Below are 16,519 nucleotides of genomic sequence, written 5' to 3' on the forward strand. Positions count from 1 at the left end.
TTGCTGGGGTCTTTGCCCAGGATCTTGTCTATCAATCTCTTGATCATGAAAACAGTCGAAGAATGCGCCAGCCGCGCTCACGGGCCACGGCCTCGAGGGCCGGACTGGGATTGGTGGCAACGGGATCGCTGGCCAGGTACATCAAAGGCAGGTCGTTGGGCGAGTCGCTGTAGAAGCTGACCCGCTCGAAATCAGCCAGGGTGTGGCCGCGTTCCGCCAGCCATTGTTCCACACGTGTGATTTTGCCCTCGCGGAAGGACGGAACGCCGTGGATTTCACCCGTCACGCGCCCTTGCGGGTCGCGCACGAGGCCAACGGCCAACAGATCGGGCACGCCAAACGCATCGGCGATGGGCCGGGTCACGAATTCATTGGTGGCGGTGACGATGGCCACCAGGTCACCCTGAGCTTCGTGGTCGCGAACCAGTTGCAAAGCCTGGGGCTGGATAGCCGGCAGCACCACCTCGGCCATGAAGCGCTGCTGCAGATCAGCCTGGGCTGGCAGGCTCAACTCGCGCCACACGCTGGTGCTGAAGCGGATGTACTCGGGCAATTGCAAGGTACCTGCCACGTACTGCTGGTAGAAGCCGTCGTTGCGGCGGCGGTACTCCAGCGGATCGGCCAAGCCGATGCGGATCAGGAACTCGCCAAACTCATGGTCGGAGTCGAGCGGCAACAAGGTGTGGTCAAGGTCAAACAGGCACAGGTTCATTCGGTCTCCAGCGCCAGCATCTGCTTGAGCAGCGGCACGGTCACGGTTCGGTGTTCGGCCAGGGCAAACCGATCAAGTCGGTCGAGCAGGCTCATCAAAAAACTCAGGTCGCGGCTGTAGCGCACCAGCAGGTAGGACACGACGCCCTCGTCCAGGTCGATGCCGCGTCGGCTCGCTTCATCGTGCAGCGCTTTGCGCACACCGGCTTCGCTCAAGGGCGACAAGGCGAAGACCAAACCCCAACCCAGGCGGGTGCGCAGGTCGTCGCGCACCGGCAGGTCCACGGGCGGAACAGCACCGGCCGCCATGATGGACAAAGGCCCCGCCACTTCGGACGCGCTGGCCGATTCGATGAAGAGGTTGAAAGCCAAATGCTGAAGGTGGGCGTCCAGTCGCTCGCAATCGTCGATCAAGGCCAAGGTGGGCGCCTCGGGCAGCTCGGCATCCCACATCTGGCAGCCCTGGGCGCTGACCCACATCACGTGGTGGCCCGCCGCCAGGGCACGGGGCACCATGGCGCGCAGCAGATGGGTCTTGCCACTGCCTGAAGGGCCCCAGAAATAGGCAGCGGGCACCTTGGCCTGGCTTGCCGAAGGCCAAGCCTGCAGCCAGTCGAAGGCCTGCAGCGCGCTTTCTTCGGCAATGAAATCATCCAGACCCGGCATGGCGACCGGCCCCAGGTCAAGCGGAATCTGCCGCATGGGCAGGCCAGACAGGGTCAACACATCACCCCTGCTCTGCGCCTGGCGAACCCAGGAATGCACGGCTGCGGTGATAGCTGGCCAAGGCACGGCGGGCCAGCACCAGCAGCAAGGCACTCAAGGGCAAGGCGATCAGGACGCCCACAAAACCGAGCGCCTGCCCGAACAGGAGCAGCGCGAAGATGACGGCCAGGGGGTGCAGGCCGATGCGCCCCCCCACCAGACGCGGCGTGAGGAAAAAGCTCTCAAGCACCTGGCCACCGCCATACACCACGGCCACAGCGATGAGCGGGTACGCCATGCCGGACGTGGTGGGGCTGAACTGCAGCACGCCGGACAACAGCGCCAGCACCAGCCCTACGCCAAAGCCAAGGTAAGGAATGCACATGGCCAGCCCTGTGAACACGCCAATGGGCAAGGCCAGCTTGAAGCCCGCCAAAGCCAAGGCCACGCTGTAGAACACCGCCATGATCAACATGACCAGCACCTGACCGCGCAGAAACTGCCCCAGAACTTCGTCGCAATCAATCAGCACGTCTTTCACCGAAGGACGCCACCGCGGAGGCAACAAACGCCACGATCTGTCGGCGATGTCATCCCAATCCATCAGCCAGTAAAACGCCAACATGGGGACCATCAGCAAAAAACCCAGCAGCGTCATCAAGCCGCTGCCGCCAATCAGCACGGAATTCAGGATCGCCCCAGCCCATTCCGATGCGTGCGAGTTGACCCACTCGACCAGCATCGCCTTGCCCTCTTCCAGGCTGGGCAGCTCCAGGCCCAGTTGCGATAACCAGGGTTGCACGCTGATCCAAAGATTCGAGAACAGATCAGGGACCTGGGCCTTGAGCATGGGCACCACCTGGGACACGATGGGCACGAGCAACACCAGCAAGGTCAGCACCATCAGCAGGGCCAGCAGCACGCACAAGGCCACAGCCAGCGCACGGGGCACACCGCGCCTGACCATGCCGTCCACGGCGGGCTTGAGGCCATAGGCCAGCACCAGGCTGAGCACGAAAGGCGCCAGTGCGGCGGCAAACTTCCAGACGAACACCACCAGGACCGCGATCAGCAGCCCCCAGGCAAGTCTGGTTTTGTAAGAGTCATTCAACGATGTCATGTGACGAGGATTCTATAGACCTCCTCGGCCACCACCGCGCCACGGTCACTGTTTGGCGTTGCCGTAGACCGCGCGACGCGCCGACTCCAGGTCGCGCTCCAGCGCAGCCTGGTCCCGCTTGCCTTCGGGTTGAGCCTGCCAGGAGGCCACGATGGCCGACTGGCGCCGTTTGAACTCCGTCAAGCGCTCGGCCTCGCGGGCGGCTTGCTCCACATCAGGCTGAGGCGACAAGGCCTCAAACTTGTTGCGCATCTGGGTCAAGCGTTGCTCCCGCAAGTGCTCGTCAGCTTCCAGGTCGGTCAGCAAAGCGGTGCTCAGCAGCAAGGCTTCGCCCATGGTGACTTCGCCCTTGCTCAGGCGATCGGGCACCTGGTTGAGCAGACTTTCGGCCAATTGATGCCGCTGCTGCACGTCGCGCGAATCCGCCAGCGCCTGCCATTGCTCAAAGCTGCGCTGGAAACGCAGGTAGGTCACCACGCGCTCCATCTCGGCCTGGCCATTGGGCTGGGTGCTCATCGCAGCCTTCAAGGCGGCCCAATCCTCCGGCGTGAAATCGGAAGGCCGACCATCAGCCAGCACCGTGGGCGTGGACGCGGCACCGTCCACCACCGCTGCGAAGACCGGCCTTTGCGGCGTCGACACAGGAGCAGACGCCCCTGATGAAACCACCTCGCTGGCATCCAGGGCCTCCTGATGCGCCTGCCACCACCAGACACCACCGCCCACAGCGAGCCCACCGATCAGCGCGGCAAACCACGATCGCTGCCAGAACTTGGTACTTTCTTGATATGTGATCATGAACGCCAATAGCCAATGTCAAGGAAACCGGTGGATTGTCGGCACTGAGCCACGACCGAACGCATGGGACAAACCCACGGCACCCGGCGCCTCGGTTCAGAGAGGGTTCAGCGAGAAATGCGGCTGCGTTCTTCCAGGGCTTGCTGCACCTTGGCGGGGTCCGGATTGGGGCTCTCGGCGAGAAGGACTGGGAGAATGCGCATGTCTTCCACACGCTGCTGGTCCGCCTGAACCTGTGCGTCATCCATGGGCTGGGGCGCGGTCAAGGCCATTTTCTTGCCCCACTCGTCGATTTGCTGCTCGCGCTTCTTCTCATCGGGCTCCAGGTCCGACAACAGCACCGTCGTCATCATCAGCGCCTCGCTCAAGGAGAACTCTCCCTTGGCCAGGCGATCAGGCATTTGGTTCAGCAGGCTTTGCGCCAACTGATGCCGCTGCTGGGCATCCCGGGCATCCTCAAGGGATTGCCACTGTTCGAAACTGCGTTGATAGCGCATGTAGCTCAGCACCTTGTCCACTTCGGGCTTGAGCTGAGGCTTGTTCGTCATGGCCTTTTCCAGAGCCGACCAGACGCCAGGCGCGAGATCGGATGGGCGGCCATCGGACAGCACGGTGGGGTCGGTGGAGACCGCCAATGCAGGCGTTGCCGGCGTGGCCATGCTGCCGGTGGCTGCGGCCATGGGCTCGGAGGCCGTGGTGCTGACTGGCGTGGTGGCGTCTGGCCCGGAATGCCCCGCGAACCACCACACTCCGGTGCCCACCACCGCGCTGCCGATGAGCGCGATCAACAAAGGACGTTGCCAGGAATTTTTAGATTGATACGTAATCATGATGTCCACAACCGATGTCAGAGAAACCCGCAGATTGTCGCCAATTTGCCCTGCCTTCAAGCATGGCATAAACCCACAATCTGTGTAAACGCAACCACTACACTGGCGACCTGTTTCAAAGCCGCACAGAACTCATGGATTCGCCTGTTACCGATCCCCGACTGGTCACCGCCGTGGCCGCCGTGTTGGCCTACCTTGTGGGCTCCCTCTCCTTCGCCGTGATCGTCAGCCGCCTGTTCGGCCTGAGTGACCCGCGCACCTATGGATCGGGCAACCCCGGCGCCACCAATGTGCTGCGGTCCGGCCACAAGGGCGCGGCCATCCTGACCTTGTTGTTCGATGCGCTCAAAGGCTATGTACCGGTCGCGATTGCACAGCGCATGGGCCTGGACCAGACCGCCGTGACCTTGGTTGGATTGGCGGCTTTCCTGGGGCACCTGTGGCCCATCTTCTTTCGCTTTGAAGGCGGCAAGGGCGTGGCCACGGCAGCGGGCGTCTTGCTGGCATTTCAACCCGCGCTGGGCGGGCTGGTGCTGGCGGTGTGGTTGCTGATGGCGGTGGTGTTCCGCTACTCATCGCTGGCGGCATTGACCGCTTCCCTGGCCGCGCCGGTCATTCAATGGCACCTCATGGGCATGGGTGCCATGACCATCGGGGTGGCCATCATGAGTGCCCTGCTGATCTGGCGGCATGCCGCCAACATCCGCAAGTTGCTGGCCGGGCAGGAAAGCAAGCTGGGACAAAAAGCAGCGCCCACGCCACCACAGCCATGAGCAACATGGCCCAACGACGTCATCAATGGTGGGTGTTGGCAGGCATACTGCTGGTGTTCGTGGGGGGCAGCAAAGGCTGGTCCTGGTGGACTCAGGAACGCGCCGCCGCCGCCGCCAGGCAATTCGCCCGGCCCGGCGACATCACGATGTACTCCACCGTGAACTGCTTCTACTGCGCCAAGGCCAGGGACTGGCTGAAAAGCCACCAGGTGCCCTGGCAAGAATGCGATGTCGAATTGGATGCCGTCTGCCGACAGGCCTTCGAGGCGCAAGGTGCTCCGGGCACCCCGCTGATGCACGTCAAAGGCCGATGGCACCTGGGTTTTGACGCCGAATGGCTGAGCCAGGCCCTGCAGTTGGCACCACTCAAGCCAACGCCGCCAAGCCCACCCTAGCCAGATCGCCACGGCCCTGCCGCACCACCACGGCATCACCCGAGCTCAGATCGATCACCGTGGTGGGCTCGAGCGGACAAGCGCCTGAATCGATCACCGCCTGAACCTGCTTTTGCAGACGCTCGCGGATCTCGTTGGCATCGTTGAGCGCCAACTCTTCGCCCGGCATGATCAAGGTCGTGCCCAGCAAGGGCTGCCCCAGGATCTCAAGCAAGGCCTGGGCGACGGTGTGCTCGGGCACCCGCAAACCCACCGTGCGGCGCGAGGGATGCGAGACCCGGCGCGGCACTTCTTTCGTCGCCTCCAGGATGTAGGTGTACGGGCCCGGCGTGCCCAGCTTGAGCAAGCGGAATTGGCGGTTGTCCACCCGGGCGTAGTTGGCCAGTTCGGACAGATCCCGGCACAGCAAGGTCAGGTGATGGCGCTCGTCCACCCCGCGGATGCGCCGCAAGGCCGCCACGGCATCCTTGTCGTCCAGGTGGCACACCAGCGCATAGCTGGAATCGGTAGGCAGGGCGACCACCCCACCCTTGTGAAGGATGTCGGCGGCCTGTTTCAGCAAACGCGCTTGCGGGTGCTGCGGGTGCACTTCAAAGTATTGAGCCATGGAGCCCTTTCAGGGCCGAAAGATGCGGTGCTCCAGGGCCTGCCACACGGGCGTCAAACGGCCAGGCAAATCGGGCAAGGTGCCCAGGTCGGTGTGACTTTCAGCAGGGTCGTGGAAATCGGAACCCCGCGAGGCCAGGAGGTCGAACTCGATCGCCATGTCGGCGTACTTGGCGTATTCGGGCACGGTGTGGCTGCCGGTGACCACCTCCACGCCACGCCCACCATGCGCCTTGAACTCGGTGAACAGCGCGTACTCTTCGTTGGGGGTGAATCCGTATCGGCCAGGGTGGGCAATGACGGCCTCGCCCCCGGCTTCGGTGATCCAGTGGATGGCATCGGACAGCGTGGCCCAACGGTGCTCCACGTAACCTGGCTTGCCTTCAGTCAGGTAGCGCTTGAAGACTTCATGCGATTCGGAACACACGCCAATCTCGACCAGGTAGCGGGCAAAGTGCGTTCGCGAGATCAGGTCCGGGTTGCCAACATAACGCAACGCGCCTTCAAAGGCGTTGGGGATGCCCACCTTGGCCAGCCCCTCGGCCATGTCGCGCGCACGGCGCTCGCGGCCACCACGGGTGTCCACCAGGCCTTGCTGCAAACTGGGGTGATCGGGATCAAAGCCCAGGCCGACGATGTGAACCGTTTTGCCCGCGAAGGTGACTGAGATTTCGGAGCCGGTCAGGTAGGCCAAACCTTGCGCCTGCGCGGCGGCCCTGGCCCGGTGCTGGCCGCCCACTTCGTCGTGGTCGGTCAGTGCCCACAGTTCTACCCCGTTGCGCTTGGCCCGTTCAGCCAGGGCCTCCGGGGTCAATGTGCCATCGGACACACTGGAATGACAGTGAAGATCAGCGTTGAGCAGGTGCATGGATGTCCGTTGTTTCAGGGACATTTTACAAACCCTGCGTGATCGCCACCATCGGGGATTGCAATAACCACACCGGCTAGCGGCCCCAGGCTCGCAAGCAAGCTTGGGTCAGTTCGCGGACCAGTTGTTCGTTGACCGGGATGCGGTAGCGGGTCTTGATGTGGCGCATGCCTCGACCAGCACCTTCCAGCTCGGGAAACTCGCCCATCAACAGCACGCCATTGAAGACTTGCAGGTGCGCATTGGCCTTGTGCAGCACGATGGCCATGACGTTGTCACGATCGTTGACGAAGCACAGGTTGCCCCATTTGACTTCTTGGCGCAGGTGGGGCGCGGCACCCAGGATGGCCTGTTGCATGGCTTGCGCGGTGTCACGCTGCTCCGGACGAAGGCTGTCAAAAAATGCGCTGATTAAAGCGGGGGACTGAAGCGGACGGCGCATGGGGGAAAAGCCCGAAAAATAGATACGACATGGGGCATTGACGCACATCCACCCCCTCTCGAAAGCCAACAACGACTTCGCGTGGATGTAAAGCACGGACACCTTGACTCGGTGCTCTGACGTGCTGAAGCGCACTCAAAGCCGACTGATCAATTGTAACTGATCGTAATCACTCCTGAATCCCTCCAGATGGAGGGTCATGGGTGAATGTCGGCAATAATTCTTCAAGTCTTAGGGAGAGTTACACCGGTTTGACCCTGGTATTTGCCACCCCGGTCACGGTAACTGGTTTCGCATACTTCATCGCTTTCAAAAAACAGCACTTGTGCACACCCTTCACCCGCGTAGATTTTGGCGGGCAGAGGGGTGGTATTGCTGAACTCCAGCGTGACATACCCCTCCCACTCGGGCTCGAAAGGCGTGACGTTGACGATGATGCCGCAGCGGGCATAAGTACTTTTCCCCAAGCAAATGGTCAGGACGCTGCGCGGAATCCGGAAATACTCCACGGTGCGCGCCAACGCAAAACTGTTCGGCGGAATGATGCAGTAATCACCTTTGACATCGACAAAACTGCGCTCATCGAAATTCTTCGGATCAACCACTGTGGAATGGATGTTGGTGAAGATTTTGAATTCGTTGGCGCAACGGATGTCGTAGCCGTAACTGCTGGTGCCATAACTGACGATGCGCTGCCCATCCGCCGAGGCCCTGACCTGATTGGGCTCGAAGGGTTCGATCATGCCGTGCTCTTGGGCCATCTGGCGGATCCAGCGGTCTGACTTGATGCTCATGGGGGTGTCTCTCCTACTCAACAACCGCGATTGTCACTGATTGCGCGCCAGCATCAGGTCCTGGGCAAGAAGGCCAGCCAGTAAATCAGCAGCAGGTTGAACAGGATGGACACCCCCAGCGCGATCTGCCACAGGACCACGGGGTCGCGGGCCATCAGAGGTGTGGCGTGCGGTGCGGACAAGGGCCGGGAGGCGCCACGCTCCAGGGCCAGCAGTAGCTCTTCTGCGGTTTCAAAGCGCAGCTTTGGATCGCGCGCCACGGCTTTCAGCACGATGTGGTCCAGCCAGATGGGCACGTCAGGACGGATGCGCGAGGGGGCCACCGGGTCGCGGCGATAGCGGCCGGTCTGGTAGGGCTCGATGTCGCCATAGGGCAGTCGCCCGGTGAGCCATTGGTAAAGCGTCACCCCCAGGGCGAACAGGTCGCTTTGGGGATTGGCCATGGACTCGGCGGGCACCGCGCTCCATTGCTCGGGGTTCATGTAACTGGGCGTGCCTGCATGCAGTTCACGCAGCGCCTTCGGCTCCTTGCCGGACAGCGCCACGCCCAGGTCGAGCACGCGCCACAAGCCGTCGTCGCCCAGTTGCACGTTGTCGGGTTTGATGTCGCGGTGGATGACACCGTGTTGATGCAGGCGGCCCAGGGACCGCGCCACCGTGGTCGCGCCCTCGATGATGTCGTGGACGGCGAAATGCTGCTTGGCGGCCAACATGGCGCCCAGGGTGGTGCCCGAGTGCCATTCAAAGAGGGTGTAAAACGCGGTGGGCTGGTGGGGCTCGAAGACCTTGACCCAGCCCCGGGCGTCGCGGTCGGTGACGCGGGCGCCCAGCCAGGCCTCGTGCGCCAGCATGGCCCGCTCTTCGGGATCGCTGGCCCGCGCTTCGTGCAATGTTTTAAGGGCCATCAACTGGCCCGTGCGTTCGTCCAGCACGCGGTACAGGCGGTGCACACCGTTGTTGAACACGTCAGCCTGCACGCGCAAGCCGTCCAGTACATCGCCTTCTTTCAGCCTGGGCGGCACGGGCAACAAACGCCCTCGCCTTTCGGCATCTTCCAGCAAGGAGGCGGCCAGGCCTTTGATCCGGATGACCAGTGCCGTGGCGTTGTCCCGGCCACCGCCATTGACGGCTTTGGACACCAGCGCATCACTGGCCTCCTGGGCCGTGCCTTGTTCGGCCAGGGCCCGCAGCTGCTTGGCCTTGAGCACGCCGTGCACGCCGTCGGTGGTGAGTACAAAGGTGTCGCCAATCTGCAGATCACCTTCGATGTAGTCCACGCGCACGCCATCGTCCAGACCCACCGCGCGCGTCAAGCCGTTCTGGAATTCCAGGGGCCCCAGCGTGTGGTCTTGCGTCAGTTGGGTGCATTCGCCCGCCCGGATCAGGTAGGCCCGGCTGTCGCCCACATGGCCCAAGGTGTAGCCATGGCCGCGCAAGACCAGGGCGGTCAAGGTGGTCATGGCGGCCATGCCCCCGCCGGTGTCCGACCGGATGCCCTGACGGCGGCGGTTATGGTCAGCCAGCCAGGCGTTTTGCGCGGCAATGACGCGGTCCAGGGCCACGGTGGTGTCCCAGGTGGCGGGGGTGGCGTAGTAGTCGGCCACCAGGCCCAGCACCGAGGTCTGGGCGGCCTCCAGCCCCAGGCCGCCACTGGACACCCCATCGGCGATCGCGGCGATCACACCCCACGCCTCTTCATGGGGCGCAGGGCGGGCGACGGCCGCGAAATCCTCCAATCCCTCACGCGGCCCACGGTGGCTGGCTTGGCCCACCTCAATGTCGAAGCTCATTTTTTGGATCTCATTTTCACGTGGCAAGGGCCTTTGCGCACCAATTTGATACACGCACAGCGGCGTTCGAAGCCTGGATGCAAGATTCTTGCCCACCAGCGGTGCGCAATGGGCGCGCCCTGAAATCGAACCACCGTGGTGCGCACCAAAAAGATCTGGCCTTGATATTGCTTCCAAATGCGGACAACAGCAAGATATCCCTGCTGGGAGTTAGCGAGTCATGAAGAAGATGAAGTTGGTGATGGTGGGCAACGGCATGGCCGGGGTCCGCACACTGGAAGAGCTGCTGAAAGTGGCACCCGATCTGTACGAGATCACGGTGTTCGGGGCAGAGCCGCATCCCAACTACAACCGCATCTTGTTGTCACCGGTCCTGGCCGGTGAACAGAACGTGGACGAGATCATCCTCAATCCGCTGGCCTGGTACGCCGAGCACGGCATCACCCTGCACCTGAACAAGAAGGTGGTGGGCATCGACCGCAAGCGGCGCCTGGTGACGGCCGAAGATGGCACCGAGGCCGAGTACGACCGCTTGCTGATCGCCACCGGCTCCAATCCCTTCATCCTGCCGGTGCCGGGCAAGGACTTGAAAGGCGTGATCGCCTACCGCGACATTGCCGACACAAACATGATGATCGAGACGGCCACCACGCACCGCCACGCCGTGGTGATCGGTGGCGGCCTGCTGGGCCTGGAAGCGGCCAACGGCCTGATGCTGCGCGGCATGAGCGTGACCGTGGTGCACATCGCGCCCTGGTTGATGGAGCGCCAGCTGGACGACGTGGCCGGCAATCTGCTGCAGAAGTCGCTGGAAGAGCGCGGGCTCAAATTCATGATCGGCGCACAGACGCAAGAACTGGTGGGCAACCTTGAGGGCCGTGTGCAATCGGTCAGGTTCAAGGATGGCACCGAAGTACCCGCCGACCTGGTGGTCATGGCCGCCGGCATCCGCCCCAACACCGAGCTGGCCGAGAAGATCGGCATCCACTGCAACCGGGGCATCGTCGTCAACGACACCATGCAGACCGTGACCGACCCGCGCGTGTACTCGGTGGGTGAATGCGCGGCGCACCGTGGCATTGCTTACGGCTTGGTGGCACCCTTGTTCGAGCAGGGCAAGGTCTGCGCCAATCACCTGGCCATGTTCGGCATCGGCCGCTACACCGGCTCGCAGGTGTCCACCAAGCTCAAGGTCACGGGCATTGACCTGTTCTCGGCTGGGGATTTCATGGGCGGCGATGGCACTGAAGAGGTCGTGCTGTCCGACCCATTTGGCGGCGTCTACAAGAAGCTGGTGCTGCGCGACAACAAGCTGATCGGCGCCTGCCTGTATGGCGACACGGTGGACGGCAGCTACTACTTCAAACTGATCCGCGAAGGCCGCAGCATCAACGAGGTGCGCGACAAGCTGATGTTTGGCGAATCCAACATCGGTGACACGGGCCACCAAGGCAACAGCAAAGCCTCGGCCATGGCCGACAGTGATGAGGTGTGCGGCTGCAATGGCGTCACCAAGGGCGCGGTCTGCAAGGCCATCAAGGAAAAAGGCCTGTTCACCCTGGACGAGGTGCGCAAGCACACCAAGGCCAGCGCCTCGTGTGGCTCGTGCACAGGCCTGGTCGAGCAATTGATCATGTTCACAGCGGGGGGCGACTACTCTTCCGCACCCAAGAAGAAGGCCTTGTGCGGCTGCACCGACCAAAGCCACCAGGATGTGCGCGAAGCCATCGTCGAGCAGAAGCTGCTCAGCATCAACGGCGTGTACAAGGCCCTGGCCTGGCGCACCCCCAATGGCTGTGCCACCTGCCGTCCGGCCGTCAACTATTACCTGATCAGCAGTTGGCCCAAACAGGCCCAGGACGACCCGCAAAGCCGCTTCATCAACGAGCGCAGCCACGCCAACATCCAGAAGGATGGCACCTACTCGGTCATCCCGCGCATGTTCGGCGGCGAGACCACGGCGGCCGACCTGCGCCGCATCGCCGACGTGGCCGACAAGTACCAGGTGCCCACCATCAAAGTCACCGGCGGACAGCGCATTGATTTGCTGGGCGTGAAGAAGGAAGACTTGGTCAACGTGTGGAAAGACCTGGACATGCCTTGCGGCCACGCCTACGCCAAGGCACTGCGCACGGTCAAGACCTGCGTGGGCAGCGAATGGTGCCGCTTCGGCACGCAAAACAGCAGCCAGTTGGGCATCGACCTTGAAAAGGCGCTGTGGAAGATGTACGCGCCGCACAAAGTCAAGATCGCCGTGTCGGGTTGCCCGCGCAATTGCGCCGAATCGGGCATCAAGGACGTGGGCATCATCGGGGTCGATTCGGGCTGGGAAGTTTATGTGGGCGGCAATGGCGGCATCAAGACCGAGGTGGCGCACTTCTTCACCAAGCTGAAGACCGCTGAAGAAGTCATGGAATACAGCGGCGCTTTCCTGCAGTTGTACCGCGAAGAGGGTTGGTACCTGGAGCGCACGGTGCACTGGATCCACCGCGTGGGCCTGGACTACGTCAAGAAGAAGATCCTGGACGACCCCGAGGGCCGTCAGGCGCTTTGGGCCAGGTTGCAGTTCTCACTGGAGGGCGAGCCCGATCCCTGGTTCGACTTCAAGGAGGCCAAGGTCGATACCCGTCAGTTCGAGCCTTTGGCCATTTGAGTTGGGCCTCAAGCCCGTTGTGTTTTTGTTCACGTTGTTGTCAGGAAGTTCGAAGTATGTGGTGGCAGTCCCCGGTGTCTCGTCGTGTCTGGATGAAGAATGGCCTGAAAGGTGGTTTGGCATTGACCGCGTTGGGGGGCCTGCCCGCGCAGGCCGAGATCAACAGTCTGAATGAGGCCATCAACAAGGCCGGACGCCAGCGCATGTTGTCCCAGCGCATGGCCAAGGCCTGGCTCGCCATGGGGCAAGGGATCAATGCCGAGCATGCCGAGAAAATCATGCTGGAGTCGATGGCCTTGTTTGACCGGCAGTTTGTGGAGCTCAAGGCCTATGCACCGTCGCCCGGGATACGCAACACCTACCTTGCCATGGAGCCTTTGTGGAGCGACTACAAAAGCGCCTTGATTGGCCGCACGCCCGAACGCAGTTCAGTGCTCAATTTGTTGACACTGGATGCGCAAGTGCTGAAGCTGGCCCACCAAGGCACCGAACAACTGGAGCAGTACTCGGGCCGCGCTGTGGGAAAATTGGTCAACCTGGCAGGGCGGCAACGCATGCTGTCTCAACGCACCGCCAAGTTTTACCTGAGCCAGAACTGGGGCGCCCCCGTGCCCAATGCCCTGAAGGAACTGAACAAGGCACGCACCGAATTCGTCGCCGCACTGCAAACCCTGATGAACGCACCGCAAGCCACCCAAGCCATCCAGCAGCAGCTGGGGCTGGCCGAACAGCAATGGGTGTTCTTCGACCAGGCCTTGTCGCGCTTGGGCGAAGGCAGCGGCGGCGCACGGCGCGCTCGTGATGTGTTTTCCACCAGTGAACAGATTTTGCAGATCATGGACAAAGTCACCGTGCTCTACAGCCGCCTGACCTGAGCCTGAAAACAAAAGCGCCGCCCTTGCACGCAAGAGGTGGCCTCCCGCTGAGAACTATTTTGAGAGATGAACGACCATGAGCCAATGGAAACCCATTTGCAGCCTTGACGACATCCCCGTGCTGGGCGCACGCAGGGTGAAGCGCGCCCAAGGCACCGAAGTTGCCGTGTTCCGCACTGCCGACGACCAGATCTTTGCGCTGCTGGACCGCTGCCCCCACAAAGGCGGTCCCTTGTCCCAAGGCATCGTGTTTGGCCACAGCGTGGCTTGCCCATTGCACAACTGGACCATTGGCCTGGAAGGCGGTTGCGCCCAGGCGCCCGATGAAGGCTGCACGCCCAAGTTCAGCGTCAAGGTCGATGCTGGCCAGATTTTTCTGGACCTGGACGAACTCAACAGCATCGCGCTGGACGACCCCAAGGCGCTTGCATGATCCCCATCAGCGCCACCCAGACACGCGCCACCTGCCCCTACTGCGGAACGGGCTGTGGCGTCTTGATCGAATCGGTCAAAGGCAAGATCATCAATGTGCAGGGCGACCCTGAGCACCCGGCCAACTTCGGTCGGCTGTGCACCAAGGGCAGCACCCTGCACCTCACCGCCGCCACTTCGGTTCAACAGCAAACACGCCTGTTGAACCCCATGCGCCGCACCACCCGAGGCACGGCCCCTTGCGCCGTGACTTGGGAGGATGCGATGAACGAGGCGGCCGATCGCTTCGCGGCCATCATCCGCGAACATGGCCCAGAGGCCGTCGGCTTCTATGGCTCGGGCCAGTTGCTGACCGAAGACTATTACGTCATGAACAAGCTGGTCAAAGGCTTGATCGGGACCAACAATGTCGACACCAACTCACGCCTGTGCATGAGCAGCGCGGTGGCCGGCTACAAGGCCACGCTGGGTTCCGACGCCCCACCGTCCTGTTACGACGACTTCCAGCACGCGCAGACGATTTTCATCGTCGGGGCCAATACCGCCTACGCCCACCCGATCCTGTTCCGCCGCATTGAAGACGCCAAGCGCGCCAACCCGGCGATGCGCATGATCGTGGCCGACCCGCGCAAGACCGAGACGGCCGAGATGGCCGATCTCTTCCTGCCCATCCTGCCCGGCACCGACGTGGCCCTGTTCCACGGCATGCTGCACATCATGCTGAATGAAGGCCTGGTGGACATGGGCTATGTGGAGCGCCACACCCAAGGCTTTGAAGCGCTGCAAGTCATCGTGCGCGACTTCACGCCCGAGGCCGTGGCCAGCGCCTGCGGCATCAGTCAAGATGACCTGTTCAAGGCCGCACGCTGGTTTGGCGATTCCAGCGCCACCTTGTCGCTGTACTGCCAAGGCTTGAATCAAAGCAGCAGCGGCACCGACAAGAACGCCGCCCTCATCAACCTGCATCTGGCCACTGGCCAGATCGGCAAGGCGGGCGCCGGGCCCTTCTCATTGACCGGCCAGCCCAACGCCATGGGTGGCCGGGAAGTGGGCGGCATGGCCAACCTGCTCAGCGCCCACCGCGACCTGGCCAACGCGGATCACCGTGCCGAAGTGGCCGATCTGTGGGGCGTGCGTGATGTGCCGGCCAAGCCTGGCAAAACCGCGGTCGAGATGTTCGAAGCCGCGGCCAGGGGCGAGATCAAGGCCCTGTGGATCGCCTGCACCAACCCCGCCCAGTCGCTGCCCGACCAGGCCACGGTGCGCAAGGCTTTGGAGAAGGTCGAATTCGTGGTCGTGCAAGAGGCTTTTGCCACCACGGCCACCTGCGCCTATGCCGACCTGCTCTTGCCCGCCACCACCTGGGGCGAGAAAGACGGCACCGTCACCAACAGCGAACGCCGCATCAGCCGTATCAAGGCGGCCATCCCCGCAGCAGGTGAGTCCCGCCACGACTGGGCCATCTTCACGGACTTCGGGCGCCGCCTGGAAGAACGGCTGCCCGAGCGCAGTGGTAGCTATCGCCGCGATGTGACCACCCTCTTCCCCTACGACAAGCCCGAATCCATCTGGAACGAGCACCGCGAATCAACGCGCGGACGCGACCTGGACATCACCGGGCTGAGCTACCAGATCCTGGAAACCTCCGGCCCGCAGCAGTGGCCCATGCCCGATGGTCAAGCCACCGGCAAAGTGCGCCTGTACGAAGACGGCCTGTACCCCACCCCCACCGGGCGGGCCAACTTCTCGGCCATCCGCTACGAGCCCGTGGCCGAAGCGCGTGATGCGCGCTTCCAATACTCGCTGAACACTGGCCGCCTGCGCGACCAGTGGCACGGCATGAGCCGCACCGGCACGCTGGGGCGCTTGTTCGGCCACGTCAGCGAGCCGCTCATCGACATGAACCCCCAGGACATGGCGCGCCTGGGCCTGACCGATGGTGACCTGGTGCAAGTGACGTCCCGCCGTGGCACCGTCGTCATTCCGGCGCAAGGCAGCGACGCCATCGCCTCCATGCAGTCCTTCATCGCCATGCACTGGGGCGAGGAATACCTCAGTGGCATCGATGCCGAAGGCCGCCCCATGACCGGCGTCAATGCGCTGACCGTGTCCACCTTCTGCCCCAAGTCCAAGCAACCCGAGCTCAAGCACGCCGCTGTCAAGATCAGCAAGGCCCAGTACCCCTGGCGCCTGCTGGCCGTGGCCTGGATGCCGCAAGACCAGGCCCTGGCAGTGCGCGAAGCGCTCAAGCCCTTGATGTCGGCATTCGCCTTCACCAGTTGCGTGCCCTTTGGCCGCGAAGGGCAAGCAGACGGTGACCCCGGCAAGGTCGGCGTGCTGTTCCGCGCCGCCGCGCTGGAGCCGGCCAGCGATGCCTTGGTAGAACGCATCGAGTTGCTGCTGAACATCGGCGGCGGCGACGTGCTGCGCTACCAGGACCGCCAACGCGGCCAACGCCGCGCCATGCGCATGGCACGCACCGACGCTGGCCTGAAGCTCGAAGCCTTTGTGTTGGCGGGCGACATCAGCGCCGAGGCCTGGATACGCCCCCTGCTGCAAGACGAGCTGGCGGCCGACGTCTATGGCCGCGCTTTGCTGTCGCCAGGCAGCACGCCTCCCGTCGCCATCCAGAGCAAAGGCCGCCAAGTCTGCACCTGCTTCAATGTGACCGAGCCCGCCATCGTGGATGCCTTGGGGCATTGCCCTGGCAACACCGACGAACGGCTG

16 protein-coding genes are annotated in these 16,519 nt (G+C 62.9%); 6 read left to right on the forward strand and 10 right to left on the reverse strand.

The features are described from left to right. Positions 1–43: 43 nt before the first annotated feature. From Q7V20_RS12920 to Q7V20_RS12940, 5 genes are all read right to left on the reverse strand, one after another. Complete coding sequence (locus Q7V20_RS12920) at positions 44–712, reverse strand: HAD family phosphatase (RefSeq protein WP_304791610.1); 669 nt, start codon at positions 710–712, stop codon at positions 44–46. Then, positions 709–1,437 carry a DnaA regulatory inactivator Hda gene (locus Q7V20_RS12925; protein WP_304791613.1) on the reverse strand — a complete coding sequence of 243 codons (729 nt, stop codon included), beginning with the start codon at positions 1,435–1,437 and terminating at the stop codon, positions 709–711. The genes Q7V20_RS12920 and Q7V20_RS12925 overlap by 4 nt, the downstream gene beginning before the upstream one ends. A gap of 1 nt (position 1,438) precedes the next feature. Continuing rightward, on the reverse strand, positions 1,439–2,536 hold the full coding sequence (locus Q7V20_RS12930) for an AI-2E family transporter (RefSeq protein ID WP_304791615.1): 1,098 nt from the start codon (positions 2,534–2,536) through the stop codon (positions 1,439–1,441). Between the two features lie 45 nt (positions 2,537–2,581). Further along, positions 2,582–3,334, reverse strand: a complete 753-nt coding sequence (locus Q7V20_RS12935; protein ID WP_304791618.1) for a hypothetical protein — start codon at positions 3,332–3,334, stop codon at positions 2,582–2,584. A 107-nt stretch (positions 3,335–3,441) separates the two neighbouring features. Beyond that, positions 3,442–4,164: a hypothetical protein gene (locus Q7V20_RS12940; RefSeq protein ID WP_304791621.1), complete on the reverse strand. Its 723-nt coding sequence runs from the start codon at positions 4,162–4,164 to the stop codon at positions 3,442–3,444. Positions 4,165–4,298: 134 nt separating this feature from the next. Between Q7V20_RS12940 and plsY the strand changes: the two genes are divergently transcribed. After that, positions 4,299–4,937 carry a glycerol-3-phosphate 1-O-acyltransferase PlsY gene (gene plsY, locus Q7V20_RS12945; RefSeq protein WP_304791623.1) on the forward strand — a complete coding sequence of 213 codons (639 nt, stop codon included), beginning with the start codon at positions 4,299–4,301 and terminating at the stop codon, positions 4,935–4,937. Between the two features lie 5 nt (positions 4,938–4,942). Then, positions 4,943–5,332: a glutaredoxin family protein gene (locus tag Q7V20_RS12950; RefSeq protein WP_304791628.1), complete on the forward strand. Its 390-nt coding sequence runs from the start codon at positions 4,943–4,945 to the stop codon at positions 5,330–5,332. Here Q7V20_RS12950 and Q7V20_RS12955 read toward each other — a convergent pair. The 5 genes from Q7V20_RS12955 to Q7V20_RS12975 form a co-directional block, all read right to left on the reverse strand. Next, a complete protein-coding gene (locus Q7V20_RS12955) occupies positions 5,304–5,939 on the reverse strand; it encodes an L-threonylcarbamoyladenylate synthase (protein ID WP_304791631.1) in 636 nt (211 codons plus the stop codon). The two genes, Q7V20_RS12950 and Q7V20_RS12955, sit on opposite strands and share 29 nt — an antisense overlap. A gap of 9 nt (positions 5,940–5,948) precedes the next feature. Then, positions 5,949–6,830 carry a 3',5'-nucleoside bisphosphate phosphatase gene (locus Q7V20_RS12960; protein ID WP_304791635.1) on the reverse strand — a complete coding sequence of 294 codons (882 nt, stop codon included), beginning with the start codon at positions 6,828–6,830 and terminating at the stop codon, positions 5,949–5,951. Between the two features lie 52 nt (positions 6,831–6,882). Beyond that, on the reverse strand, positions 6,883–7,248 hold the full coding sequence (locus Q7V20_RS12965) for a DUF1801 domain-containing protein (RefSeq protein ID WP_304791638.1): 366 nt from the start codon (positions 7,246–7,248) through the stop codon (positions 6,883–6,885). A 224-nt stretch (positions 7,249–7,472) separates the two neighbouring features. Then, positions 7,473–8,042, reverse strand: a complete 570-nt coding sequence (dcd, locus tag Q7V20_RS12970; RefSeq protein WP_230181157.1) for a dCTP deaminase — start codon at positions 8,040–8,042, stop codon at positions 7,473–7,475. Positions 8,043–8,095: 53 nt separating this feature from the next. Further along, positions 8,096–9,832 carry a bifunctional protein-serine/threonine kinase/phosphatase gene (locus Q7V20_RS12975; RefSeq protein WP_304791642.1) on the reverse strand — a complete coding sequence of 579 codons (1,737 nt, stop codon included), beginning with the start codon at positions 9,830–9,832 and terminating at the stop codon, positions 8,096–8,098. Positions 9,833–10,052: 220 nt separating this feature from the next. On the opposite strand from Q7V20_RS12975, the gene nirB reads away from it, so the two are divergent. The 4 genes from nirB to Q7V20_RS12995 all read left to right on the forward strand — a co-directional run. Then, the gene (gene nirB / locus Q7V20_RS12980) at positions 10,053–12,485 is read left to right on the forward strand and encodes a nitrite reductase large subunit NirB (RefSeq protein WP_304791645.1); all 2,433 of its coding nucleotides are present in this window, start codon (positions 10,053–10,055) and stop codon (positions 12,483–12,485) included. A gap of 56 nt (positions 12,486–12,541) precedes the next feature. Further along, complete coding sequence (locus tag Q7V20_RS12985) at positions 12,542–13,360, forward strand: type IV pili methyl-accepting chemotaxis transducer N-terminal domain-containing protein (RefSeq protein WP_304791648.1); 819 nt, start codon at positions 12,542–12,544, stop codon at positions 13,358–13,360. A 76-nt stretch (positions 13,361–13,436) separates the two neighbouring features. Then, positions 13,437–13,793 (forward strand): nitrite reductase small subunit NirD, encoded by a 357-nt coding sequence (gene nirD / locus Q7V20_RS12990; protein WP_304791651.1) that lies wholly within the window; start codon positions 13,437–13,439, stop codon positions 13,791–13,793. Next, positions 13,790–16,519 (forward strand): molybdopterin oxidoreductase family protein (locus tag Q7V20_RS12995; RefSeq protein WP_304791654.1); only part of this gene is annotated, 2,730 nt, incomplete at its 3' end. The genes nirD and Q7V20_RS12995, both read left to right, overlap by 4 nt.

It is taken from the genome of Aquabacterium sp. (assembly GCF_030652515.1).
Lineage (GTDB): Bacteria > Pseudomonadota > Gammaproteobacteria > Burkholderiales > Burkholderiaceae_C > Aquabacterium.